Source organism: Pantoea sp. 1B4 (assembly GCF_016925765.1).
Lineage (GTDB): Bacteria > Pseudomonadota > Gammaproteobacteria > Enterobacterales > Enterobacteriaceae > Pantoea > Pantoea agglomerans.
On sequence record NZ_JAEUWZ010000001.1, the window covers coordinates 1,004,000 to 1,026,227 of the forward strand.

Sequence of the window (22,228 nt, forward strand, 5' to 3'; positions counted from 1 at the left end):
TGTCGGCGTGATCGCGACAGAATCTGTTTAAGCGTAGCCCGTTGCGCTGAACCGTTACAGGGATCACCTTTTTAGGGGCGGTAAAACCGCCACAAAGATGGCATGATCGCCGCGCAGTCACTTTGCACAACCTGACGGTTTTTTCAGCAATCCATGCGTGTTTATCTGCACGGCTTGAACTTTAATCGTCAGGTAGTGTAAAAAAGTGGCGCACGCAATCGATTACCTATGCACGGGCGGGTCAGCATCACGTTGACTGATCCGGTTGCAGCTGAGGCGCAGAGTGGGGCGGACATTTGCCTGCCTGACGGCTCAGGTTACTGGCGGCTTTTAAAACGGAAGATCTGATGAAAACCACGCAAACTGGCACGCTGGGCGCGCTTGAGAGTGACGTCGATACGGGATGGCGTAAAACCGACACCATGTGGATGCTGGGTTTATACGGCACGGCGATTGGGGCGGGTGTGCTGTTCCTGCCTATCAATGCTGGCGTCGGCGGGCTAATCCCGCTGATCATCATGGCGATACTGGCGTTTCCGCTGACCTTTTTTGCGCACCGCGCCCTGACCCGATTCGTTCTCTCCGGTAAAAATCCGGCCGGGGATATCACCGAGGTGGTCGAGGAGCATTTTGGCGTTGGTGCGGGCAAGCTGATTACGCTGCTCTATTTCTTCGCTATCTACCCGATTCTGCTGATGTACAGCGTAGCGATCACCAACACGGTTGAGAGCCTGATGGTGAATCAGCTCGGCCTGGTGCCGCCACCGCGTGTGCTGCTGTCGCTGCTGCTGATTGTCGGACTGATGACCATTGTGCGTTTCGGCGAGAAGATGATTGTCAAAGCGATGAGCGTGCTGGTTTATCCCTTTGTGGCGGTGCTGATGCTGATGGCCTGCTATCTGATCCCGCACTGGCACGGCGCTGTGCTTTCGACCCTGAACGTTCAGCCCGCGGGCAGCAGCCTGTGGATGACGCTGTGGCTGGCGATTCCGGTGATGGTCTTCTCCTTTAATCACTCGCCGATTATCTCCTCATTCGCGCTGGCAAAGCGGGAAGAGTATGGCGATGCCGCAGAGAAAAAGTGTTCGCGCATTCTGGCCTGCTCGCACCTGATGATGGTGGTGACGGTGATGTTCTTTGTCTTCAGCTGCGTGCTGAGCCTGTCGCCTGAAGATTTACACGCCGCCAAGGCGCAGAACATCACCATTCTTTCCTATCTGGCGAACCATTTTAAGGTGCCGATGATCGCCTGGCTGGGACCGCTGATTGCCATTGTGGCGATCACGAAATCGTTTCTCGGTCACTATCTTGGTGCGCGCGAAGGATTTAACGGCATGGTTAATAAGGCGCTGCGCAGTCGCGGCAAAACCATCGCGCCCGCCAGACTGAATCGCCTGACCGGACTCTTTATGCTGCTGACGACCTGGCTGGTGGCAACGCTGGATCCCAATATTCTCGGCATGATTGAGACGCTTGGCGGGCCGGTCATTGCGATGATTCTGTTCCTGATGCCGATGTACGCTATCCAGAAGGTACCCGCGATGCGGAAGTACAGCGGTCACATCAGCAATCTGTTTGTGGTGCTGATCGGACTGATTGCCATCTCCGCAATCTTCTATTCGCTGGTGAAGTAACACTTAGCGCAACAGGCGCATCTCAATCCCCCCTGGGATGCGCCTGCCATTCTGCCCGCCCTTCGCCATTCTCTCCGTGCACCTCCACGTATTCAGCGATATCGCTCCCTGATTTAAGCCCGCTGCCGCGTTGTTAATGCCGCCTCTCAGACGCATCTGGTTAGCAATAGTTACATTTGGTACTTATCAGCATGGTAGAGTTAACGCGAATAATTATTATTCCCTAAAAGGACAGGAGAAAAATGAAAATCGGGATAGTTGCTGCCACCACACTTTTACTGTCAACCGCCTGTGCGGCTACCACCTATCCGGTCACGGTGACCGATATGGATGGTCAGAAAATCACGCTGCAAAAAGAGCCGCAGCATGTGATTTTACAGGATGGGCGTGACGTGATGGCGCTGGCATTACTGGATCGCCAGAACCCGTTTCAGCGTGTCGTTGCCTGGAACAACCTGCCGAAAAAGCAGGATACCCAGACCTGGGACCTGCTGAAGCAGCGCTGGCCGCAGGCGGCATCGATTGTTGATATGGGCTTTAACGATCAGGGGCAGGTCAATCTGGAGAGCGTGCTGGCGAAGCAGCCCGATCTGATGATTGCGCAGCTGCGCGCCAAACCGGCCCTGACGCAGTCAGGCGTGCTCGCCACCCTGAAAAATCTCCATATCCCGGTGCTGTTCCTTGATGTTGAACTTCATCCGAAAGAGAACACCCTGAAGAGCGTGAAAGTGCTGGGCACCGTTCTGAATCGCGAAGCCGAGGCGAAAGCTTACGCCGATTTTTACCAGCAGCGCTGGCAGATGCTTCAGCAGAAGATTGCGCAGGTGCCGCACAAGCCAACCGTGTTTATTGAACCGATTGCCGGTAACAGCGACAACTGCTGCTTTACCCACGGTCATAACGGCTGGGGCGCGCTGGTGGAAGCGGTCGGTGGCAAGAATATCGGTTCTGCACTGCTGCCCGGCAGCTCAGGATTTGTGTCGCTGGAGAAGATTATCGCCATGAAGCCGGACGTCTATATCATGACCGGCTCTAAACGCCCGAACAGTAACGTGCTGCCGTTTGGTTACGGTGCCAGTCAGACCGACGTGACCGCCACCTTTAACCGCCTGCAGAGCCGCACCGGTCTGGAGCAGATCGAACCGGTGAAACAGAAACGGGTGTATGGCGTTTATCACCATTTTTATAATCACCCTTACAACATTATCGGCATGGAAATTCTGGCAAAAGATCTCTATCCGGAAGTGTTCCGCGATCTGGACCCGACGGCTGATTACCACCACATCGTGACGCACTTTACCGGGTTACCGGATGCGCCAGTGATCCTCAGCACGCCATAACCGCAAAAATGTCAGGGTGCGTTTCAGCATTCTGACTTTTCATCGGCCATCATCCGTCAACCAGAGCGTGATTTTCAGACAGCGCAGGTTGCCCGTTTAACCTCTGGATTGCGTCAGCAACGTTGTCATCGCATGTCCTGTGTTAAGAAAGCGCTAAGCAAGCGTAATAGTGTGTAAGTTACCGGATTTTAAGACTTTTACAGATGTCTCCCGCCACAATTATTGCCATGATGCCGATCAACGGTGCCTGAACAGCCGTTATTTTCGGAGGCAGTATCATGAAAAAAACAACATTAACGCTTATCGCTTCACTTTTAACATGCAGCACACTCTTTTCTCAGGCCTCACGGGCAGACGATCGTGATGACGCGCACCGCAAGCCTGTGCCGCATCAGAACGGTGACCATCGTGCTGACAATCGCGGTTCTGACCAGAATCAGGAGCGTGGCAACAACCGTCATGACAGCGTCAATCATCGCCCGGATCAGGACAACAACGGTCGGGGCAGAGAGGCACGTAATGACCGCGACCATTTCGCCTGGCAGGGACACGACTTCCGTCGCGGGCATCCTGTCCCGCAGGCGTACCGCGGCGACCATTACCGCGTAGCCGACTGGCATGAACGTGGTCTGCGTGAACCGCCGCGCGGTTATCACTGGGCAAACATCGACGGCAACTATGTGCTGATTGCTGCCGCAACCGGGGTAATTACCGCGCTGGTGCTGAACAGCGCCCTGAACTGATCCCCAGGGGATGGCTGCGGCCATCCCACTTTCTTTCCGTTTTGCCGCGCCAGCGGCTATCCTGACACTCCACGCTGAAAATTCCCTGTGTAAGGAGTCATGATGACGACGGTTAAGATGGTTGCGGTAGATATGGATGGCACCTTTCTGGACGATAACAAGCAGTACAATCGATCCCGCTTTCTCGACTGCTATCAGCAACTCACCGCCCGTGACATCAAATTTGTGGTGGCCAGCGGCAATCAGTATTACCAGCTCAAATCATTCTTCCCGGAGATCGCCAGCGATATCGCCTTTGTAGCCGAAAACGGCGCATGGATTATCGATCGTGATGAGGAACTGTTTTGCGGTGCCTTTGAACGCCGCGATGTTGAAGCGGTAATCGATACCCTGCAAAACGGCGACTATCCGGGTCTGCGTTACCTGCTGTGTGGCCGGGAGAGCGCCTGGTACTTCGACGGCATGGAAGAGAACTGGCTTAAGAAGATGCGCCATTACTGTCACCGGCTGAAGCCGATTCATCATCTGGATGAGGTGCAGCATGACCGGCTGTTTAAGTTCGCGCTGAATCTCTCTGATGACTATATCGAGCCACTGATGGCGGATATTGAACGTCTGCATCAGGGGCGTGTGGCAGCGACCTCAAGCGGTCACGGCTCGGTGGATTTGATCGTGCCGGGGAATCATAAAGCGCACGGTCTGGATCTGCTGGCACAACGCTGGGGGATCTCGCACGACCAGGTGCTGGCCTTTGGTGATGGCGGTAACGATCTGGAGATGCTCAGACAGTCTGGCTTCAGTTTTGCCATGGACAACGCGCCACAGCGGGTGAAACAGGCGGCACGCTATGCCGCGCCTTCTAACAACGAGCAGGGCGTGCTGCAGGTGATTGAGCAGATGCTGGCAGGTGAGGGGCCTTTTAGCGCCATGCAGGCTTAGCCGTCTGGCGCTGCGATTAAGCCAGGGCGGTTAGCGCCGTGATTCAGCCAGCCGCCTGGCTCAGAGAGCGGGTGCAACAGGATAGCGCTGAGGAGCAGCAAAGCCGGGCGAGGCTGGCAGGCCCGGTTGTGCCTGGTCAGCGAATGCGGGCAACGCGGCTCCTGATCACGCCGTGATTTCCCAGGCCTGCGCGATCATCATCTGCATCTGTTCGCGGCTGTAATTCACCAGCGAATTTTTGCTGTTGGCTCGCGCCAGAATCCACTCCACCTCGGCGCGGCTCAGTGAAGGGCCATCCTGCCAGAATGGGGTGATCGCCTGCTGCTGCAGCCACTGTTTCAGAAACTGCGCCGGTGAGTCCGTGGTTTCGCTGAAGAGCTGCGGGTGCAGTTCCGCCATTAGCTTACGCTGCAGCGGCTGTTCGCTGTCGGACAACAGATCCAGGAACGGAAACAGCAGACGTCCGCACACTTCACCGTGATGGAACGGCTTTATCGCGCCCAGTTCCCCCCGCAATACCGTGGATCACCCCCCAGACCCGCACTGCTGAGACTGACACCGCCCAGCCACGACGCCATCATCATCGCTTCCCGTGCCGCGTCGCCAGCAGCATCCTCACGATTAAGGGCAGGCCAGGCCTGAACAAACTGATGCAGGCCGGTCAGCGCCAGCTGTCGGGTAAAGAGGTTGCCTTTGCCGGAGAGATACGCTTCAAACAGGTGGGTAAACGCATCAATACCGCAGGTCGCCAGCACCCGGTCAGGCGCACCTTTCAGCAGATCGGCATCGAGAATTGCCACCTCCGGCACAAAGACCGGGTGGCGCAGTGACGCTTTTATCTGAATGTCACGCTGATCAGTCACTACCGCATTTTGCGTCACTTCACTGCCGGTACCGGCGGTGGTCGGAATAGCAATCAGCGGCAACGTGATGGGCTGAACCGCGGTGTCACCCACTTTTTCCAGATAGCGGGCGGTTGGCAATGGGTGTTGCACCATCGCGCTAAACGCTTTCGCCGCATCCAGCACGCTCCCGCCGCCAATCGCGACGACCCGATCCACATGACCGCGCCAGCGCGCAACCCAGCCATCAATCTCGGCGGGTGAGGCTTCATGGCTGACAATTTCATAGCCAATAATATGATCGTTGAGTCCGGCTTTTAGCCGGGCATATGCGGGGCCTTGCAGAAAAGATTGTCCACAAAACAGCAGAGTAGGCTGTGACCGGGCGGTCAGCAGCGGCACCAGTTTATCCAGGCTGCCCCGGCCAAAGAGGGTTCGTTGATTACTGTACAGCTCACTCAGGTTCTCACTCACCAGCGCATCCTTTTTACATTTCGCTAAAATCTGAGTGTAACGAAAAGCAAGGCGCCGGGACTGGCAAACTTTCTGATAACGCATTGGCAAAAAAGTTGATCACCTTCGCAAAACAGAAATTCACCCCCCGGCGGGGTGGTGCTTTCCTGCTGATGTTACCCTTAACATGTTATCGGTAACAGCGTTTGTCGGGATGTGTAAACATCTTACAGCGCACTGTTTTGTAGCCCTCAGGGGATCATGATAATAAACCGACACTGAATGATGTTCAGTGCACAAGGTGGAGAAAAGCTATGCCATTACTCTATGTGGCGATTGGCGTCGCGTTACTGCTGCTGCTGATGATTCGCTTTAAGCTTAATGGATTTATCGCGCTGATCCTGGTGGCGCTGGCGGTCGGTGTGATGCAGGGCATGCCGGTTAATAAAGTGATTACCTCAATCAAAGCGGGCGTGGGTGGCACGCTGGGCAGCCTGGCGCTGATCATGGGCTTTGGTGCCATGCTCGGTAAATTGCTGGCCGACTGCGGCGGTGCGCAGCGTATTGCCACCACCCTGATTGAAAAATTCGGCACTAAGCATATTCAGTGGGCGCTGGTGCTGACCGGTTTTATCGTCGGATTTGCGCTGTTCTATGAAGTCGGCTTTGTACTGATGCTGCCGCTGGTGTTCAGCGTTGCGGCGTCGGCACGTGTGCCGCTGCTCTATGTCGGGGTGCCAATGGCGGCTGCCCTGTCCGTGACGCACGGCTTTCTTCCGCCGCATCCTGGCCCGACCGCAATCGCGACGCTGTTTAACGCTGACATGGGTAAAACGCTGCTGTTTGGTACGCTGTTGGGTATTCCTACGGTGATTCTGGCGGGTCCGGTCTACGCCCGCTTCCTGAAAGGCATCGACAAACCGATTCCTGAGGGTCTCTATAACCCGAAAACCTTTACCGAGGCGGAAATGCCGGGGTTTGGCGTCAGCGTCTGGACGGCACTGGTACCTGTGGTGCTGATGGCGCTGCGTGCGGTGGCAGAGATGCTGCTGCCTAAAGGCCATGTGCTGCTGCCCTATGCGGAGTTCTTTGGCGACCCGGTGATGGCGACACTGATTGCGGTGCTGATTGCAATCTTCACCTTTGGACTGAATCGCGGCCGCACGATGGAACAGGTCATGGATACCCTGACCGACTCGATCAAAATCATCGCCATGATGTTGTTGATCATCGGCGGTGGTGGTGCCTTCAAACAGGTGCTGGTGGATAGCGGCGTGGATAAATACATTGCCAGCATGATGCATTCTACTCAGCTGTCGCCAATCTTTATGGCCTGGTCGATTGCCGCGGTGCTGCGTATTGCTCTGGGTTCTGCCACGGTAGCGGCCATTACCGCCGGGGGGAATTGTGGCACCGCTGATTGTTACCAGCGGCGCCAGCCCGGAACTGATGGTCATCGCCGTAGGGTCCGGTAGCGTGATCTTCTCGCACGTTAATGACCCGGGCTTCTGGCTGTTCAAAGAGTATTTCAACCTGACGATTGGCGAAACCATCCGCTCCTGGTCGGCGCTGGAAACCATTATTTCGGTCTGTGGTCTGGTGGGTTGCCTGCTGCTCTCCTGGGCGATTTAACCTCTGGCCGCTGGCAAGCCTGCCAGCGGCTCTCCGCTTTCGCGTTTCTCCCGCTGCCTCTTTGAGCTTTGAACATCCCGTCGCGCTTGCTGCCCCTGTTGCCGGTTAAACCGGAAAGGCGGGATGTGCGGGACAGACAGCATAAAAAAAGGCCGCAAGGTGCGGCCTGACAGAGAAGATTCAGTCTGAATCTGCCACGTTAATGAGGCGGTTCAAAACCGGCTTTCACCATCTGTTCCCGCAGCGCGTGTGCAATGTCACGGTTGCCACCGGTAACGGGGTAGATAACGTTATTCACCACATCATCAAGGTAGTGCTCGTCAAACTCCTGCAGAGAGAGCCGCGTGCCGCCTTCATCGTTGATGGCGAAAGTCCCTTTGATGTGGTTACCGCTGTTTTTTGCCTTGAGGCTGTAGCGGCCCATGCTGGTATTAATCGTGCTCATAAGATCTCCTCGCGACTCATTTTCAATCTCATCACTCTTGAGGCCTGCCTTGCCGCCTAAATTTTAGCCAGGAGTGTTCTGTAAAACGAAGAAAGAGAGCCGTTAAAAAGTGGTGTTGCGATCGTTATCTCAGAATTTAAATAAAGCTCAGGGTTGATGAACTTATGACCAGTTGAGCCGTAAGTGAAGCGGCAGGGCGCATTTTCCTGTCTATAATGCTTACAGGAAAAGTGTTTAATTGGTGAGGGGAAAGGAAATGAAAATTATTCTGTGGATTATTGCGATCATTTTTATCGTTGGCTTACTGACCCTGACAGGGGTGTTCAAACTGATTTTCTGATATCTGTTAACGCTTCAGCAACAGCGGGCACCTAATCAGGTGCCCGCAATGTTTTCTGGCTGGCCAACAGAGCGTCTGTAATGGGATCCATCGGCGTATTGGGCAGCAGATCCTGTGAGCCCAGAGGTTTCTTACAGTATGCGCAGCAGGCACCATGAAAGTTTCGCTGGCCCTCGCGGTAATCAGTAAAAACGAATCGGGCGCTTCCACATTGACCGCAACGTATCTTCATCACCATCCTGTGTCTCACCCTCCTTTTACTCAGCATTAACGGATGCCTGTGCCTGACAGGTTAAGCGGACTTTATCTATTGCGCGGCAATATTATTTCGCACTGCGATAAGAAAAGTAGTTTCTTATACTTTTGATTGTTTGTTGCCAAATGCGCATTCGGCCACTAAAAAGCATTTCATTGATCCAGATCAGTGTTTATTAGTTGTTGGCTAAAATATCCGCGAATAGCCTGCCATGACTGATGATAATGGCACAGCCGACTCATTTTTTTTGGCGAGGGAGCGGGATCTGCGCCAGTGAATTTAAGATTTATCGTACAATAAATAGCCACTGGCAGGACGCAGGCCTGAAAAAGCAGAAAAACGGGTTTAAGGTCATGGGACTTACCGTCTGGATGATAGAAAAAAAATGTCTTTTTTAGCGGCGTAAACGTCATTAAGAACAGGAATATATCTTAATCAGATTTTTCTTTTTAACGTCAGTAACGTAACCGCTTAAAATTAAAAAGGGTTTCGTTTCCAGCAGGTTAGCGACCGATACCCGCTCTGCGCCTGATACGCGTTGAGCGATGTTTCGCAAGTCGAAAAGCAGGAAAGTGTGATGGATGTACAGAATGTCGATATTTATCACTTTTTCATCAAATCATGCTGGACAAATCCCTCAGCAATTGCTGTACTAGACCCCGACACAGTTTAGTGTCCATTTTTCATGTAAAGGTAATATAGATGTCTAAGATCAAAGGTAACGTTAAGTGGTTTAATGAATCTAAAGGATTCGGTTTCATTACTCCTGAAGATGGCAGCAAAGATGTATTCGTACATTTCTCTGCAATCCAGAGCAACGGCTTCAAAACTCTGGCTGAAGGTCAGCGCGTAGAGTTTGAAATCACCGACGGCGCTAAAGGCCCATCTGCTGCTAACGTTATCAGTCTGTAAGTTAACAGTCAGAATTCTAAAAACCCGCCTTATGGCGGGTTTTTTTTATGGCTGTAATCTGCGCTTCATCCCCCCCTGTCGTACTCTCACTCTCGGCGTGTTGCCGCACAAACTGCGCGGCGGTTCACACTAAATAACCGTAACATATTTATAACAACCCGATATGCAGCTTTTTGGCTTGCGACGCTATATAACTGTGCGACAGAACCCGGTGAGTGAGGAGGCAGGATGAACATACGTCAGGCAGAGTTGAAAGACAGTTTTGCGTTGAGTGCATTACTGAGCGAGTTAGGCTACGGCGGCACTGAAAGCTTTATTGAACAGCGCCTGGCGCAGTTATGCAGCGATCCCAGTGAAGCGCTGTTGGTGGCTGAACATGGCAGTCAGGTGCTGGGGTTTCTCTCCTTACATTTTATTCCTCAGCTGGCGCTGGCCGGTGATTTCGCCCGCATCAGCTATTTCTGCATTGCAGAAGGTGAGCGCAGTAAAGGCGTCGGCCAGCAGCTGATTCAGCATGCCGAAATGCTGGCGGCTCGTCGTGGCTGCGATCGCATGGAAGTCCATTGCCATCAGTCACGTCTCAAGGCGAACCAGTTCTACGCCCGCGAAGGCTATGTTGAATCCCCCTGTTATCTCATCAAAGATCTGCAAGCGAGTTAACTTCCCGTCCGCTGGCGATGATCAGCGCCCCGGCAATCATCTCCCGCTGTTCATCCCTGAGGCTGGCGATACTGACGCGAATAAATTGGGTTGGGCCGAGCCGACAGCGCTCGCCTGGTACGACCGCAATACCGCGGGCAGCCAGCGTGATCATGGCAAACTGCTCTGAAGTCACCGGAATATAGAGGCTTAATCCGTCGCGAAGCGGCAGATCAAGCCCACGCTGTGCCAGCGCCGCGAGCAACGCTTCACGCCGTTGCCGGTAGGTCGCGCGTGCGGTGGCGATCTGCCGTTGCGTTTCCTCATCCTCCAGCAGCCACGCCACCGCATCCTGCAGAATGCGGCTGGTCCAGCTGACGCCAAAATTTCGCCATGACTGAATGCGCCTGACCATCTCCGAGGTGGCAGAGAGCACTGCCAGCCGCAGATCCGGTCCATAGGCTTTGGAAAACGAACGGACGTGCAGCGTGCGCTCAGGAAAGATTGAACCCAGGCTCCAGCTCGCCTCCGCGGAGAGATCGCCAATACCATCATCCTCAACGATCAGTGTGTTGCTCTGTTGCAGAACCTGCGCCATTGCCTGACGTCGCGCCGGGCTGATGCTGTTCCCGGTGGCTGAGTGGGTGCGGGGCTGATAGATCAACATTACCGGTGCCTGCTCCAGCAGAAGAGAAAGAACCTCTGGCAGCGGGCCTTGATCATCACACGCCAGCGGCAGAATCTCTGCGCCGACGTTATCCAGTATATCGAGCAGCCGGGTCGCGGTCGGATCTTCAATAATCACGCGGTCTCCCGGCGAGACCAGGGTTTGCACCAGCAGATTCATCGCGTCAAAACCGCCATCTGTCGCCAGAAACGCCTCTGCAGCATAGGGCCAGCGCGGCGCGATCGCCTGAAGCAGCGGCGCGGAAATCGCCTCACGGGTGTAGCTGTTGAGCTGCGGTGAGTGCAGGGCCGCCTGCAGCGCACGCTGCAGGTCAGGCAGCAGGGCGGGGTCGGGCGCGGCGAGGGTCAGATCGGCGCGGATGTTATCACCGTAGTTGCCGATCTTCTCAAAGCGAATCGGACGCGGCATCACCGTATTACTACTGACCCAGACACCACTGCGCCCCTTGCCCGCCAGCACTTTCTGCTTTCTTAGTTGCGCCCAGGCAGCAGAAACGGTTGCCGGGCTGACACCCAGCTGCTCCGCTATCTCGCGCACCGCAGGCATCTGCATACCTGTCGCGATCTGTCCGTCACGAATCAGCGCGGAGGCTGCCTGTGCAATGCCTTTCACTGAAGGCGATTTTATCTGGCTGCAAAACCAGTTGAGGTCGACGCTCTCTGTCATAAGAAAATACTTTGTTCAGTAACAAATTAATGATTGTTCAGGTAAGTATTCCGGATCTAGTATCAAATTCAAGCACTATTTTATGCCCCGTCCCGACGGTGCAGCGTAAACGGAGAGATCATGGCAAGGCTACTCATCAGACTGGCGGTACGCGACTGGGACTACTTTACCCCGCTGGCGCTGGGCGATATCAGACCAGAAGGTTTTGAACTGCAGATCGACCGCGTCGGCACACTTGTGAATGATCTGGCGACCAGCCCCGACTATGACGCGGGCGAAGTCTCCTTCAGCCGCTATGCTCAGGGCCGGGCCAGAGGAGACGAAACACTACTTGGCCTGCCACACTTCCTGATGCGCGGCTTCCGCCAGCGCTGCATTATCACCACCAGCAGCAGCCCCATCACCACGCCTGCGCAGCTGAAAGGTAAGAGAATCGGCGTCACCGGCTGGCAGGATTCGGGCAATACCTGGACACGCACGGTGCTGCGTGAAGCAGGCGTCGAAATCGATGATGTGTTCTGGTATGCCGGTCGTCTTACTGCCGATCATCCGATTGTCGATCGGCTGGCGGGATTTGGCCGCCCGGGCCGCATTGAACCCGCGCCTGACGAACGACCGCTGCTAGAGATGCTGCAGGCGGGTGAGCTGGATGCCATCTTCACGCCATTTATGCCGGAGGGCTTTTTCCTGCCGGGTTCGGGATTACGTCAGCTGCAGACCGATTTTTATCAGGCGGAGCGGGACTACTTTAATCGTGTCGGCTATGTGCCGGGCATCCACATTCTGGCGCTGAAACCGGCACTGGCGGCGGAGCATCCGTGGCTGCCTGCGGCGTTAAGTGAGGTCATCGATCGCTCTTACCGGCTGTGGATGCAGAAAAGAGAGAAATATGCCGACACCACGCCGTGGCTGCTGGACGATTTGCGACGCACTGCGCAGGAATTGCCCGCTGACTGGAATCAGAATGGTTTTAGCGTTAACAGAAAGATGATTGCGGACTTTGGTCGCGAGCTCTATGAGCAAGGGCTGACTCACCAGGTACTGACGCCGGAAGCAATGTTTCCGGCCGCTGCGGGAGAAGAGAAATGATGAAAGTAGCACTGGGACAATTTGCGGTGAGCCGCGAATGGCAGGAGAACGCCAGTATCTGTCTGGACTTAATGCAGCGGGCGACAGAAGGTGGCGCCGATCTGCTGGTACTGCCGGAAGGGGTGCTGGCACGTGATATAGCCGACCCCGATTTAGTGCTGAAGGCGGCGCAGCCGCTGGATGGCCCTTTTCTGAGCCAGCTGCTGGCCGCCAGCAAGCAGACTGCGCTGACCACCATGATGAGCATTCACGTTCCCACCGGGGAGCAAAAAGCGCTCAACGTGCTGGTAGCGATCCGCAACGGTGAGATCATCGCCGCCTATGAAAAGCTGCATCTGTACGATGCCTTTGCGATGCAGGAGTCGCAGCGGGTCAATCCCGGCCACGTCATTCCGCCGCTGATTGAGGTCGCGGGTATGAAAGTCGGATTAATGACCTGCTATGACGTGCGCTTCCCGGAGCTGGCGCGTCGGCTGGTGCTGGATGGTGCAGAGGTGCTGGTGCTGCCTGCCGCCTGGGTTAAAGGTCCGCTGAAAGAGATGCACTGGGAACTGCTTACCCGTGCCCGCGCGCTGGAAAACACCTGCTATATGGTGGCGGTGGGGGAGTGCGGCCCGCGCAATATCGGCAACAGCCTGGTGGTCGATCCGCTGGGCGTAGCGGTGGCGAATGCGGCGGAATCGCCGGCGCTGCTGTTTGCCGATCTCGATCCTGAGCGCGTCGCCTATGCCCGCCGGGTGCTGCCGGTACTGGAAAACCGGCGCTTTGCCCGTCCCGAACTCAACTGATCCGCTGAACCAGGAATCCATTATGACGAAGAGAGCAACCGCCTTAATCGTGGCGCTGGGGCTGACTGCATCCCTGGCGCAGGCTGCCGACGCTATTCCGGTGCAAAAAGTTGACCAGGCCCTGCATGACAGGCTGCCAGATGAGATCAAAAAATCGGGCAAAATGATTTCAGTGAATAACGGTTCATTTCCGCCCTATGAAATTGTGAATGGCCCGCACTCAATGGAGGGCGCGTCGGCGGAGTTAACGACTGCGCTGGCACAACTGCTGGGTGTGAAGATCGAGCATGCGACGGTGAGTGGTTTATCAGGCGTACTCACCGGCATCAATGCGGGTCGTTATCAGCTGGCGATTGGGCCGATTGGTGATTATCCGGACCGCCAGCAGAAAGTGGATTTCATCGATTTTGTGCAGGAGTTTGTGGTGTTTGGCGTGCAGAAGGGCAATCCGGCCAGAATCAATCAGCTGGACGATACCTGCGGCAAGCGCATTGCCGTTATGGCCGCTGGCTCTGCGGAACAGGTTATCCGTAAGCAGTCAGCCCGGTGTGTGGCCGACGGGAAACCGGCCGTGACGGTGCAGGCCTTTACCGATCAGCCTTCATCAATTCTGGCGGTACGCTCTAAACGCTCCGATGCGTTCTTCTCATCACAGGCGCCGCTGACTTACTTTGTTAATCAGGCGAAAGGGCAACTTGAGCTGGCGGGCAAAGGGCAGAAAAACGGCTTTGGCGATATTTTCCAGGGCACGGTGGTGCCGAAAGGCTCGCCGCTGGGTCAGGTGGTGCTGGATGCCTACAAAGAGCTGTATCAGAACGGAACGTATGCGGCCATCATGAAAAAGTGGCAGCTTGAGGGCAACATGACCACCGCACCCGGACTGAATCTGGCGAAAGAGGCCAGCAAATGAGCCCGCCGCGCCATCTGCACAGCGGCGAGGCACAGCTGCGCGACGTGGCGTTCGCTCGCAGCGCCCCCACTTACGGACGCTGGATCAGCTGGATTTTAGTGCTGGTGATCGGCACCAATCTATTGTGGCTGGTGGCGAGCAACCCTAATTTTGAATGGCAGGTGGTACTCAAGTGGTTTACCGAAGGATCCGTGCTCAAAGGGTTGCAAGTCACTCTGGGGCTGACAGTGGTGTCGATGGTGCTCGGCACGCTGCTCGGTCTGCTGCTGGGTGTCTGGCGGCTCTCTGAGAACCGGTTGCTGCGCGGCGTTGCCGGACTCTATATCTGGTTCTTTCGTGGCACGCCGCTACTGGTACAGCTGATCTTCTGGTACAACCTTTCTACGCTGTTTCCGGCGCTGTCGCTGACGCTGCCGTGGACCGATATCACGCTGGCCAGCTGGAACACCAACGATCTGATCACCCCACTGACAGCCGCTATTGCCGGGCTGGCGCTGAATGAAGCGGCCTATATGGCGGAAATTATTCGCGCCGGTCTGCTGTCGGTGGATAACGGTCAGGTAGAGACTACCCAGGCCTTTGGCATGAGTCGTTCACGGGCGCTGCGGCGCATCATCATTCCTCAGGCGATGCGATCGATTATTCCACCCACCGGCAACCAGCTGATCAGCATGATCAAGGCGACGTCGCTGGTCAGCGTGATCGCAATGGGCGATCTGCTCTACTCGGTGCAGGCGATCTACAACCGTACCTTCGAGATCATCCCGATGCTGATGGTGGCGGTGATCTGGTATCTGCTGATCACCTCGATCCTCAATCTGGGCCAGTCCGCCATCGAGCGTTACTACGCGCGTGGCACTCGTCGGGTGGCCAGCGCCCCCCAGACGCGCCACCATCGCGGCTAACGTGCAACCCCAGCAGGAGGAGCAATGAGTCAGCGTGAACCCCTGGTCTGCGCCCGCAACGTGCAGAAGAATTACGGCGACAATCAGGTTCTGAAAGGGATCGATCTGGATGTCTGGCCCGGTGAAGTAGTGGTGATCCTCGGGCCATCTGGTTCCGGTAAATCCACGTTTCTGCGCTGCATCAATCATCTTGAAGAGATGAACGCCGGATCGATTCGGGTCGGTGATGAGCAGATCGGGTATGTACTTAAAGGGCATGTGCTGCACCGGTTGTCGCCACGCCAGATCGCCCGTCAGCGCCAGAAAATTGGCATGGTGTTTCAGCAGTTCAATCTCTACCCCCATATGACCGTGCTGCAGAACATCACTGAAGCGCCCATCGGCGTGCATAAATTCCCGCGTCAGGAGGCGATGGCCCATGCCCGATCGCTGCTGGCGACGGTGGGGTTAAGCGATAAAGCGGACGCCTGGCCACGTCACCTCTCGGGGGGGACAGCAACAGCGTGTGGCGATTGCGCGGGCGCTGGCGATTAAGCCGCAGCTGATGCTGTTTGATGAGCCGACCTCCGCGCTCGATCCGGAACTAGTGGGCGAAGTGCTGGCGACCATGCGTACCCTGGCCGACCAGGGATTAACGATGATCGTGGTGACTCATGAGATTAGCTTTGCGCGGGAAGCCGCCGATCGCGTGGTCTTTATGGATGGGGGGTGGTGGTGGAGCAGGGCACGCCTGAAGAGGTGATCGCGAATCCACAGCATCCGCGCACCCAGGCGTTCCTTAGTCGCTTCATCTGAGATCTTACTCTGTTACAGATTCCAGTTGTCGCCGCAGGCAAACTGCGCGTAAATATCAGTCACCGTGATTCGATAAAGTTGAAAGGTTAAATATGGAAGGTATCAGTATTGCCAAGCTGCTGATTATCGGTGCGCTTATCGTACTGCTTTTTGGTACCAACAAGTTGCGCTCACTGGGTGGCGATCTGGGCTCCGCAATCAAGGGCTTTAAAAAAGCCATGAAAGATGAAGATACCAGCGCAACCCGAACTGCGGCTGAAGACGTGCCGGCAGAACGCGTCGTTCATAAAGATTAATCGGTTATTTGCTGCAAATAACTGTTACTTTTTATTTCAGGCACAGATAAAAAAAACCAGACTGTTTCCAGTCTGGTTTTTTGTTTTTCGGGCTTTCTAAAGCAAAAGCGTGCTTATTTCACTTCTTCGCCTTTGGCCTGCATATCCGCATGATAGGAAGAGCGGACAAACGGACCGCACGCGGCATGGGTAAAGCCCATCGCCATCGCTTCTTCTTTCATCTCATCGAACTCAGCTGGGCTGACGTAGCGCTGAACCGGCAGGTGGTGGCGGCTCGGCTGCAGATACTGGCCCAGCGTCAGCATGGTGACACCATGGCGACGCAGATCGCGCATCACTTCAACGATTTCGGCATTGGTTTCGCCCAGGCCCACCATCAGACCCGATTTTGTCGGGATGTGAGGATGCGCCTCTTTGAAACGTTCAAGCAGCTTCAGTGACCACTCGTAGTTCGCGCCCGGACGCACCTGGCGATAGACGCGCGGTACGTTTTCCAGGTTGTGGTTAAACACATCCGGTGGCGTCGCGGTAAGAATCTCCAGCGCGCGATCCATACGGCCACGGAAGTCCGGCACCAGCGTTTCGATTTTGATCGTCGGATTTTTTTCGCGAATCGCGCTGATGCAGTCGGCAAAGTGCTGTGCACCACCATCACGCAAATCATCGCGGTCAACCGAGGTGATCACCACGTAGCGCAGGCCCATATCGGCAATCGTCTGCGCCAGTTTAGCGGGTTCGTTAGCGTCAGGGGCATTGGGGCGGCCATGTGCCACATCGCAGAACGGACAACGACGGGTACAGATTGCGCCAAGGATCATAAAGGTGGCGGTGCCGTGGTTGAAGCATTCGGCGAGGTTAGGGCAGGATGCCTCTTCACAGACTGAGTGCAGCCCGTTTTTGCGCATCGCGGCCTTAATGCCCTGAATACGACTGGAGTCAGCTGGCAGCTTGATTTTCATCCATTCCGGCTTACGCAACATCTCCTGCCGTTCAACAGCCACGGTTTTCACCGGGATCAGCGCCATTTTGTCTGCGTCACGATATTTGACGCCGCGTTCCATCTGAATTGGTTTACTCATAAATCAGCAGGTTCCGGTCGGATTGCGATTTGAAAGCGTTCCCATTCAAACCGGGAAGGCTGCTTTCAACTTTATTTGAAAAAAGTGCAAAAATTATATCATCACATCGCCTGCGAAGCAGCCACAGTCAGCGCGGATAAGTTACATATTTGTAAATTCGCATTCTGCGTTAAGGTTTAACAGGGAGATCCCCTGAAATCCATTCAACATTTTCATAACCTGACAGCCGTGCAAACGCGCTGACCAGCGGAGAGTGTACCTGCTCCGTCGTCACCTCTGGCTGGAAATTTTTCAACTGGGTCATGCTCATGCCGGCGTAACCACAGGGATTAATACGCAGGAAGGGCGACAAATCCATGGCAACATTCAACGCCAGACCGTGAAACGAGCAGCCTTTACGGATGCGTAATCCCAGTGAGCAGATCTTCTCTTCCCCGACGTAGACGCCAGGTGCATCAGCACGGGCGCGGGCGCTGACGCCAAACTCTGCCAGGGTGGCGATAACCGTCTCTTCCAGAATGGTCACCAGCTGGCGTACGCCGAGCTTACGGCGTTTCACATCGATCAGGACGTACATCACCTGCTGTCCTGGCCCGTGATAGGTGACCTGACCCCCACGGTCACTCTGCACCACCGGGATTTCGCCTGGCATCAGCAGATGCTCTGCTTTGCCCGCCTGACCCTGAGTGAAGACCGGAGGATGTTCAACCAGCCAGATTTCATCACGACTCTGGTCGTTGCGCTGGTCGGTATAGTGATGCATGGCGTCGGAGACAGATTGCCAGTCGCGCAGACCTGACTGGCGGACAAGAAGAGTTTCAACTGACAAAACGATAGCCCGCTAAAGGAAATAACGCTGAGGATAACGTCGGCAAACCGTCAGGCAGAGGCGCCTTGCCGACCCGTAAATTACAGTACCATCCGCACAATTTCGATGTTGCCCAGCTCTTCGTACAGGCGTTCTACCTGCTCGATGTGGGTGGCGGTGATAGTGATGTTGACGGAGTGATAGTTGCCTTTGCTGCTCGGCTTAACTTCAGGGCTGTAGTCGCCTGGCGCATGGCGTTGCACCACTTCAACCACTTGATCAACCAGCTCCGGTTGTGCCAGACCCATTACTTTGTAGGTAAATGGGGTAGGAAATTCGAGCAGCTCATTCAGTTTGGTTTTCATATTAACTCCGGTGCATAAAAAACAGGCTCCCGCCTGAGCGGGAGCAACATAATATCGTGTAATGGGGGCGAAGGGGTGATTTTTCAATCACCCGCCACGCTTAACCGAACCAGTGATGGAACATCAGCTTGATGTAATCAACGATACGGCCAAAGAAACCTCCTTCAGAGATCTCGTTCAGTACCACCAGCGGACGCTGTTCGATAGTCTTGCCATCCAGCTGAAAGTTGATGCTGCCGACCACCTGATTTTTCTTCAGTGGTGCATGCAGTTCCGTGTTGGTCAGCACATAGCTGGCTTTCAGATCTTTCATGCGGCCACGTGGGATGGTCAGGTAAGCATCTTTTTCCACGCCCAGCTGCACACGGTCGTTATCGCCGAACCAGACTGGCTCAGAGGCGAACTCTTTGCCCGCTTTCAGTGGCGCCACGGTTTCAAAGAAACGGAAGCCCCAGGTGAGCAGTTTCTTACTCTCAGTTTCACGGCCTTTGTAGGTATGACCGCCCATGACTGCGGAGATCAGGCGCATCTGGCCTTCAGTCGCAGACGCCACCAGGTTGTAACCGGCAGAGTTGGTGTGACCGGTTTTGATGCCGTCCACATTCAGGTTGGTATCCCACAGCAGACCGTTACGGTTCATCTGACGGATATTATTGAAGGTGAACTCTTTCTCTTTATAGACAGCATACTCTTCCGGCACGTCACGGATCAGCGCCTGACCGATCAACGCCATATCGCGCGCGGAGCTGTACTGACCTTCCGCGTCCAGACCATGAACAGTCTGGAAGTGGGTATTCTGCAGACCAATCGCTTTAACGTAGTTGTTCATCAGGTTAACGAACGCATCCTGGCTGCCAGCAACATAGTCAGCCATTGCAACACAGGCGTCGTTACCGGACTGCAGCACAATCCCACGGGTCAGCTGAGAAACCGGCACGCGGTCGCCTGGCTTCAGGAACATCAGCGATGAGCCTTTGAACACCGGGTTGCCGGTCGCCCAGGCATCCGGGCCGACGGTGACCATATCGTCCTGATGAATTTTACCCGCTTTAACGGCCTGACCAATGACATAGCTGGTCATCATCTTGGTCAGACTGGCAGGATCGCGGCGTGCATCGGCGTTTTTCTCTGCCAGCACTTTGCCTGAGTTGTAGTCGATAAGGACATACGCTTCGGCATCAATGTCCGGCACGCCCGGAATCATGGTCTTGAGATTGACGTCATCAGCAATAGCAGCATGGCTGAGAGAGAAAGCGATCAGTGATCCCACTGTCAGGCGTTTCAGCAAACGAGATGATTTCAGCGTGTTCATGTGTAGGACTACAACATCCGTGAGTTTGAGGTTGAAAATGTCACTCATCATACCCAATGCCAGATTAACTGGCACCGGGCGTGATGATTGGGTTGTTAGCAGACGTAACGTGCAGCTGTCTGATAAACGGTTCAGCGACGCGTGTTAGTAATAAATGAGGCGGCCTGGCCTTCACTGCTCAGACGCTGTTGCAGCGCAGCCGCTTCGGCGCGGGAGGCGTAACCGCCGAGTTGAACGCGATACACATTGTTGCCCGCGTCTTCTACCTTACCGGGCACGCCATAACGCTGGCTCAGGCTTTTCATCATCTGCTGGGCACGCGCCGGGTCATTCAGCGCACCGACCTGCACCACATATCCATCGGCACCACCACTGCTGGCTGCAGGCGCGGCGCTGGCTGCTGCGGGAGCAGCATTGCTGACTGCCGGCGCGGAACTGGCGGGTGCGGCGGCTGGCGGTTCGTTACCTTCCAGTACGCCGGTCGCTAATGGCTGGGGTGCACCAAGAAAGCCGCTGCTCTGCACCGGCGCGCCCATATTGTCACCGCTTTGCAGCGTGCTGTTGCTGATGGCCTCAACATTTTGCGCAGGCGGCTCTGAGGGTGCTGAGCTGCCGCCGTTCATCACCGCGCCACCACTCAGGTCCGGACGGGCAGGCAGAGAGTAGCTCTGTTTTGCCACGACGGTCCCGATGGTGCCGGGGCCAGAGAGCGAGCCGTCTGGGGCGACCTTGATGTAATCAACCCGCACGCGCGAATTGTTGGAGATATTCAGGCGGTCACCGGCAGCCCGCGACAGGTCGATAATGCGTCCTGGCGTGTAAGGGCCGCGATCGTTAACGCGCACCACAATCTGACGGCCATTCGCGATATTGGTCACGCGCACATAGCTCGGCAGCGGCAGAGTAGGGTGGGCCGCGGTCAGCGCATCAGGATCGTAGGCTTCGCCGGTAGCGGTGCGGTTGCCCTGCGCCTCTTCGCCGTACCAGGTGGCCAGGCCGACTTCACTGTAGTTCGACGGATCTTTAATGACGCGATAATTTTTGCCGTTCACGCTGTAATCCTGGCTGGTGCCTGGATTGATCGGCTCATAACGTGGCTCAACGCCTGGAATCTCCACCACCGGTCCATTGTAAGCCGGTTGCGGCGGCGCCGTATTTTGGGGTTCCGGCGTGGTACAGGCCGCCAGAACCAGTGATGCCAGTGCAACGCCAAGCCATTCCTTACGCATCTGCAGCCTCTTAGACACTTTTAGATAACATTTTTCGGTGAGTGTGGATCGACATCACAATGCCAAATCCCGCCATAAGCACGATAAGCGCGGAGCCGCCATAACTGACCAGCGGCAGCGGCACGCCAACTACCGGTAAGATACCACTAACCATGCCAATGTTAACGAAAACATAAACGAATAAAATCAGCATTAAACCGCCCGCCATTACCCGGCCAAAGGTGGTCTGCGCCCGGGCTGCCACAACCAATCCCCGCATGATCAGCAGCAGATAAAGGGCCAGCAGCAGCAGCACGCCAACCAGGCCTAACTCTTCGGCCAGAACCGCAAAGATAAAGTCAGTATGACGTTCCGGCAAAAACTCCAGCTGAGACTGGGTGCCCTGCAGCCAGCCTTTACCGCGCAGACCTCCTGAGCCAATAGCAATTTTCGACTGGATAATGTGATAACCCGCTCCCAGCGGATCTGTTTCCGGGTCGAGCAGCATCATCACGCGGTCACGCTGATAATCGTGCATCAGGAAAAACCACAAAATCGGGATAAAGGCGGCGACCAGCAACACGGCTACGCCAATCAGTTTCCAGCTCATACCCGAGAGGAACAGCACAAACAAGCCGGAGGCGGCAATCAGAATTGAGGTGCCGAGATCGGGCTGGGCCGCCACCAGCAGGGTGGGCAGGAAGATCAGAATCAGCGCAATGCCGGTATTTTTCAGCGTTGGCGGACAGACATCGCGGTTAATAAAGCGCGCCACCATCAAAGGCACCGCTATCTTGGCAATCTCAGAGGGCTGAAAACGCACAAAGCCGAGATCGAGCCAGCGTTGAGCGCCTTTACTGATCTGCCCAAAGGCATCCACCGCCACCAGCAGAATGACGCAGACAATATAGAGATAGGGCGCCCAGCCTTCATAGACGCGCGGCGGTACCTGCGCCAGCACAATCATGATGACCAGCCCCATCGCGATCTGACCGAGTTTACGCTCCATCATGCCGGGGTCCTGACCACTGGCGCTCCAGATCACCACAGCGCTGTAGGTCAGCAGGCCGAGAATGATCAGCATAAACAGCGGATCGATGTGGATGCGCATCCAGATCGAACGTTTCTGCGGACTATCTTGCAT

General features: G+C 55.4%; 21 protein-coding genes and 2 pseudogenes. 13 read left to right on the forward strand and 10 right to left on the reverse strand.

Annotated features, from left to right (window positions below):
* Positions 1-347: 347 nt before the first annotated feature.
* The 4 genes from JNO11_RS04880 (at position 348) to JNO11_RS04895 (ending at position 4,656) form a co-directional block, all read left to right on the forward strand.
* Positions 348-1,634 carry an HAAAP family serine/threonine permease gene (locus tag JNO11_RS04880; RefSeq protein ID WP_010671264.1) on the forward strand — a complete coding sequence of 429 codons (1,287 nt, stop codon included), beginning with the start codon at positions 348-350 and terminating at the stop codon, positions 1,632-1,634.
* Positions 1,635-1,876: 242 nt separating this feature from the next.
* On the forward strand, positions 1,877-2,974 hold the full coding sequence (locus tag JNO11_RS04885) for an ABC transporter substrate-binding protein (protein ID WP_033756865.1): 1,098 nt from the start codon (positions 1,877-1,879) through the stop codon (positions 2,972-2,974).
* A gap of 278 nt (positions 2,975-3,252) precedes the next feature.
* Positions 3,253-3,717 (forward strand): RcnB family protein, encoded by a 465-nt coding sequence (locus tag JNO11_RS04890; protein ID WP_010671265.1) that lies wholly within the window; start codon positions 3,253-3,255, stop codon positions 3,715-3,717.
* 102 nt (positions 3,718-3,819) lie between these two features.
* Positions 3,820-4,656 (forward strand): Cof-type HAD-IIB family hydrolase, encoded by an 837-nt coding sequence (locus JNO11_RS04895; RefSeq protein ID WP_256849389.1) that lies wholly within the window; start codon positions 3,820-3,822, stop codon positions 4,654-4,656.
* Between the two features lie 165 nt (positions 4,657-4,821).
* Here the strand turns inward: JNO11_RS04895 and JNO11_RS04900 are convergent, their stop codons facing one another.
* Positions 4,822-5,172, reverse strand: a complete 351-nt coding sequence (locus JNO11_RS04900; RefSeq protein ID WP_325177028.1) for a hypothetical protein — start codon at positions 5,170-5,172, stop codon at positions 4,822-4,824.
* Positions 5,148-5,972, reverse strand: coding sequence for an iron-containing alcohol dehydrogenase (locus tag JNO11_RS04905; protein ID WP_325177029.1), 825 nt, complete (start codon positions 5,970-5,972; stop codon positions 5,148-5,150). Before JNO11_RS04905 ends, JNO11_RS04900 begins: the two co-directional genes overlap by 25 nt.
* A gap of 293 nt (positions 5,973-6,265) precedes the next feature.
* On the opposite strand from JNO11_RS04905, the pseudogene gntT reads away from it, so the two are divergent.
* Positions 6,266-7,583: pseudogene (gene gntT, locus JNO11_RS04910) on the forward strand (gluconate transporter).
* 199 nt (positions 7,584-7,782) lie between these two features.
* On the opposite strand, the gene JNO11_RS04915 reads toward gntT, so the two are convergent.
* Positions 7,783-8,028, reverse strand: a complete 246-nt coding sequence (locus JNO11_RS04915) for a hypothetical protein (RefSeq protein ID WP_325177030.1) — start codon at positions 8,026-8,028, stop codon at positions 7,783-7,785.
* A 1,298-nt stretch (positions 8,029-9,326) separates the two neighbouring features.
* On the opposite strand from JNO11_RS04915, the gene cspE reads away from it, so the two are divergent.
* Together cspE and JNO11_RS04925 are read left to right on the forward strand one after the other, a co-directional pair.
* Positions 9,327-9,536, forward strand: a complete 210-nt coding sequence (gene cspE / locus JNO11_RS04920) for a transcription antiterminator/RNA stability regulator CspE (RefSeq protein WP_006118399.1) — start codon at positions 9,327-9,329, stop codon at positions 9,534-9,536.
* 228 nt (positions 9,537-9,764) lie between these two features.
* Positions 9,765-10,196, forward strand: a complete 432-nt coding sequence (locus JNO11_RS04925; protein WP_010258992.1) for a GNAT family N-acetyltransferase — start codon at positions 9,765-9,767, stop codon at positions 10,194-10,196.
* On the opposite strand, the gene JNO11_RS04930 is transcribed toward JNO11_RS04925, so the two are convergent.
* Positions 10,174-11,529 carry an aminotransferase class I/II-fold pyridoxal phosphate-dependent enzyme gene (locus tag JNO11_RS04930; protein WP_033756872.1) on the reverse strand — a complete coding sequence of 452 codons (1,356 nt, stop codon included), beginning with the start codon at positions 11,527-11,529 and terminating at the stop codon, positions 10,174-10,176. The genes JNO11_RS04925 and JNO11_RS04930 overlap by 23 nt on opposite strands.
* A gap of 120 nt (positions 11,530-11,649) precedes the next feature.
* On the opposite strand from JNO11_RS04930, the gene JNO11_RS04935 reads away from it, so the two are divergent.
* The 6 genes and pseudogenes from JNO11_RS04935 (at position 11,650) to tatE (ending at position 16,312) form a co-directional block, all read left to right on the forward strand.
* A complete protein-coding gene (locus JNO11_RS04935; RefSeq protein WP_187491593.1) occupies positions 11,650-12,618 on the forward strand; it encodes an ABC transporter substrate-binding protein in 969 nt (322 codons plus the stop codon).
* Complete coding sequence (locus tag JNO11_RS04940; protein WP_187512307.1) at positions 12,618-13,406, forward strand: deaminated glutathione amidase; 789 nt, start codon at positions 12,618-12,620, stop codon at positions 13,404-13,406. Before JNO11_RS04935 ends, JNO11_RS04940 begins: the two co-directional genes overlap by 1 nt.
* 22 nt (positions 13,407-13,428) lie before the next feature.
* Positions 13,429-14,316: an ABC transporter substrate-binding protein gene (locus tag JNO11_RS04945; RefSeq protein ID WP_010671270.1), complete on the forward strand. Its 888-nt coding sequence runs from the start codon at positions 13,429-13,431 to the stop codon at positions 14,314-14,316.
* Complete coding sequence (locus tag JNO11_RS04950) at positions 14,313-15,221, forward strand: amino acid ABC transporter permease (RefSeq protein ID WP_325177031.1); 909 nt, start codon at positions 14,313-14,315, stop codon at positions 15,219-15,221. The genes JNO11_RS04945 and JNO11_RS04950 overlap by 4 nt, the downstream gene beginning before the upstream one ends.
* Positions 15,222-15,245: 24 nt before the next feature.
* Positions 15,246-16,016 (forward strand): annotated as a pseudogene (locus JNO11_RS04955) (amino acid ABC transporter ATP-binding protein).
* Between the two features lie 92 nt (positions 16,017-16,108).
* Entirely contained in the window at positions 16,109-16,312 is a 204-nt protein-coding gene (gene tatE / locus JNO11_RS04960) for a twin-arginine translocase subunit TatE (protein ID WP_010671272.1), read from the forward strand.
* Between the two features lie 113 nt (positions 16,313-16,425).
* Here tatE and lipA read toward each other — a convergent pair whose 3' ends face one another.
* The 6 genes from lipA to mrdB all read right to left on the reverse strand — a co-directional run bounded on the left by lipA (position 16,426) and on the right by mrdB (position 22,228).
* On the reverse strand, positions 16,426-17,391 hold the full coding sequence (lipA, locus tag JNO11_RS04965; RefSeq protein WP_010258979.1) for a lipoyl synthase: 966 nt from the start codon (positions 17,389-17,391) through the stop codon (positions 16,426-16,428).
* A gap of 169 nt (positions 17,392-17,560) precedes the next feature.
* Positions 17,561-18,220 (reverse strand): lipoyl(octanoyl) transferase LipB, encoded by a 660-nt coding sequence (gene lipB, locus JNO11_RS04970; RefSeq protein WP_029519432.1) that lies wholly within the window; start codon positions 18,218-18,220, stop codon positions 17,561-17,563.
* A gap of 80 nt (positions 18,221-18,300) precedes the next feature.
* Positions 18,301-18,564, reverse strand: coding sequence for a DUF493 family protein YbeD (gene ybeD / locus JNO11_RS04975; protein ID WP_003854030.1), 264 nt, complete (start codon positions 18,562-18,564; stop codon positions 18,301-18,303).
* Positions 18,565-18,664: 100 nt separating this feature from the next.
* A complete protein-coding gene (gene dacA, locus JNO11_RS04980) occupies positions 18,665-19,876 on the reverse strand; it encodes a D-alanyl-D-alanine carboxypeptidase DacA (RefSeq protein ID WP_010258977.1) in 1,212 nt (403 codons plus the stop codon).
* A 131-nt stretch (positions 19,877-20,007) separates the two neighbouring features.
* Positions 20,008-21,105: an endolytic peptidoglycan transglycosylase RlpA gene (gene rlpA / locus JNO11_RS04985; protein ID WP_033756879.1), complete on the reverse strand. Its 1,098-nt coding sequence runs from the start codon at positions 21,103-21,105 to the stop codon at positions 20,008-20,010.
* A 10-nt stretch (positions 21,106-21,115) separates the two neighbouring features.
* Entirely contained in the window at positions 21,116-22,228 is a 1,113-nt protein-coding gene (gene mrdB / locus JNO11_RS04990; RefSeq protein WP_010258973.1) for a peptidoglycan glycosyltransferase MrdB, read from the reverse strand.

Bases quoted from the DNA above. Each gene is read 5' to 3' on its own strand.
- JNO11_RS04885 (WP_033756865.1), top strand. From the start codon at position 1,877: ATGAAAATCGGGATAGTTGCTGCCACCACACTTTTACTGTCAACCGCC.
- dacA (WP_010258977.1), bottom strand. From the start codon at position 19,876: ATGAACACGCTGAAATCATCTCGTTTGCTGAAACGCCTGACAGTGGGA.
- JNO11_RS04940 (WP_187512307.1), top strand. From the start codon at position 12,618: ATGAAAGTAGCACTGGGACAATTTGCGGTGAGCCGCGAATGGCAGGAG.
- JNO11_RS04935 (WP_187491593.1), top strand. From the start codon at position 11,650: ATGGCAAGGCTACTCATCAGACTGGCGGTACGCGACTGGGACTACTTT.
- JNO11_RS04925 (WP_010258992.1), top strand. From the start codon at position 9,765: ATGAACATACGTCAGGCAGAGTTGAAAGACAGTTTTGCGTTGAGTGCA.
- JNO11_RS04895 (WP_256849389.1), top strand. From the start codon at position 3,820: ATGACGACGGTTAAGATGGTTGCGGTAGATATGGATGGCACCTTTCTG.
- lipA (WP_010258979.1), bottom strand. From the start codon at position 17,391: ATGAGTAAACCAATTCAGATGGAACGCGGCGTCAAATATCGTGACGCA.
- tatE (WP_010671272.1), top strand. From the start codon at position 16,109: ATGGAAGGTATCAGTATTGCCAAGCTGCTGATTATCGGTGCGCTTATC.
- JNO11_RS04930 (WP_033756872.1), bottom strand. From the start codon at position 11,529: ATGACAGAGAGCGTCGACCTCAACTGGTTTTGCAGCCAGATAAAATCG.
- JNO11_RS04880 (WP_010671264.1), top strand. From the start codon at position 348: ATGAAAACCACGCAAACTGGCACGCTGGGCGCGCTTGAGAGTGACGTC.
- cspE (WP_006118399.1), top strand. From the start codon at position 9,327: ATGTCTAAGATCAAAGGTAACGTTAAGTGGTTTAATGAATCTAAAGGA.
- JNO11_RS04945 (WP_010671270.1), top strand. From the start codon at position 13,429: ATGACGAAGAGAGCAACCGCCTTAATCGTGGCGCTGGGGCTGACTGCA.
- JNO11_RS04915 (WP_325177030.1), bottom strand. From the start codon at position 8,028: ATGAGCACGATTAATACCAGCATGGGCCGCTACAGCCTCAAGGCAAAA.
- JNO11_RS04950 (WP_325177031.1), top strand. From the start codon at position 14,313: ATGAGCCCGCCGCGCCATCTGCACAGCGGCGAGGCACAGCTGCGCGAC.
- JNO11_RS04890 (WP_010671265.1), top strand. From the start codon at position 3,253: ATGAAAAAAACAACATTAACGCTTATCGCTTCACTTTTAACATGCAGC.
- ybeD (WP_003854030.1), bottom strand. From the start codon at position 18,564: ATGAAAACCAAACTGAATGAGCTGCTCGAATTTCCTACCCCATTTACC.
- mrdB (WP_010258973.1), bottom strand. From the start codon at position 22,228: ATGCAAGATAGTCCGCAGAAACGTTCGATCTGGATGCGCATCCACATC.
- rlpA (WP_033756879.1), bottom strand. From the start codon at position 21,105: ATGCGTAAGGAATGGCTTGGCGTTGCACTGGCATCACTGGTTCTGGCG.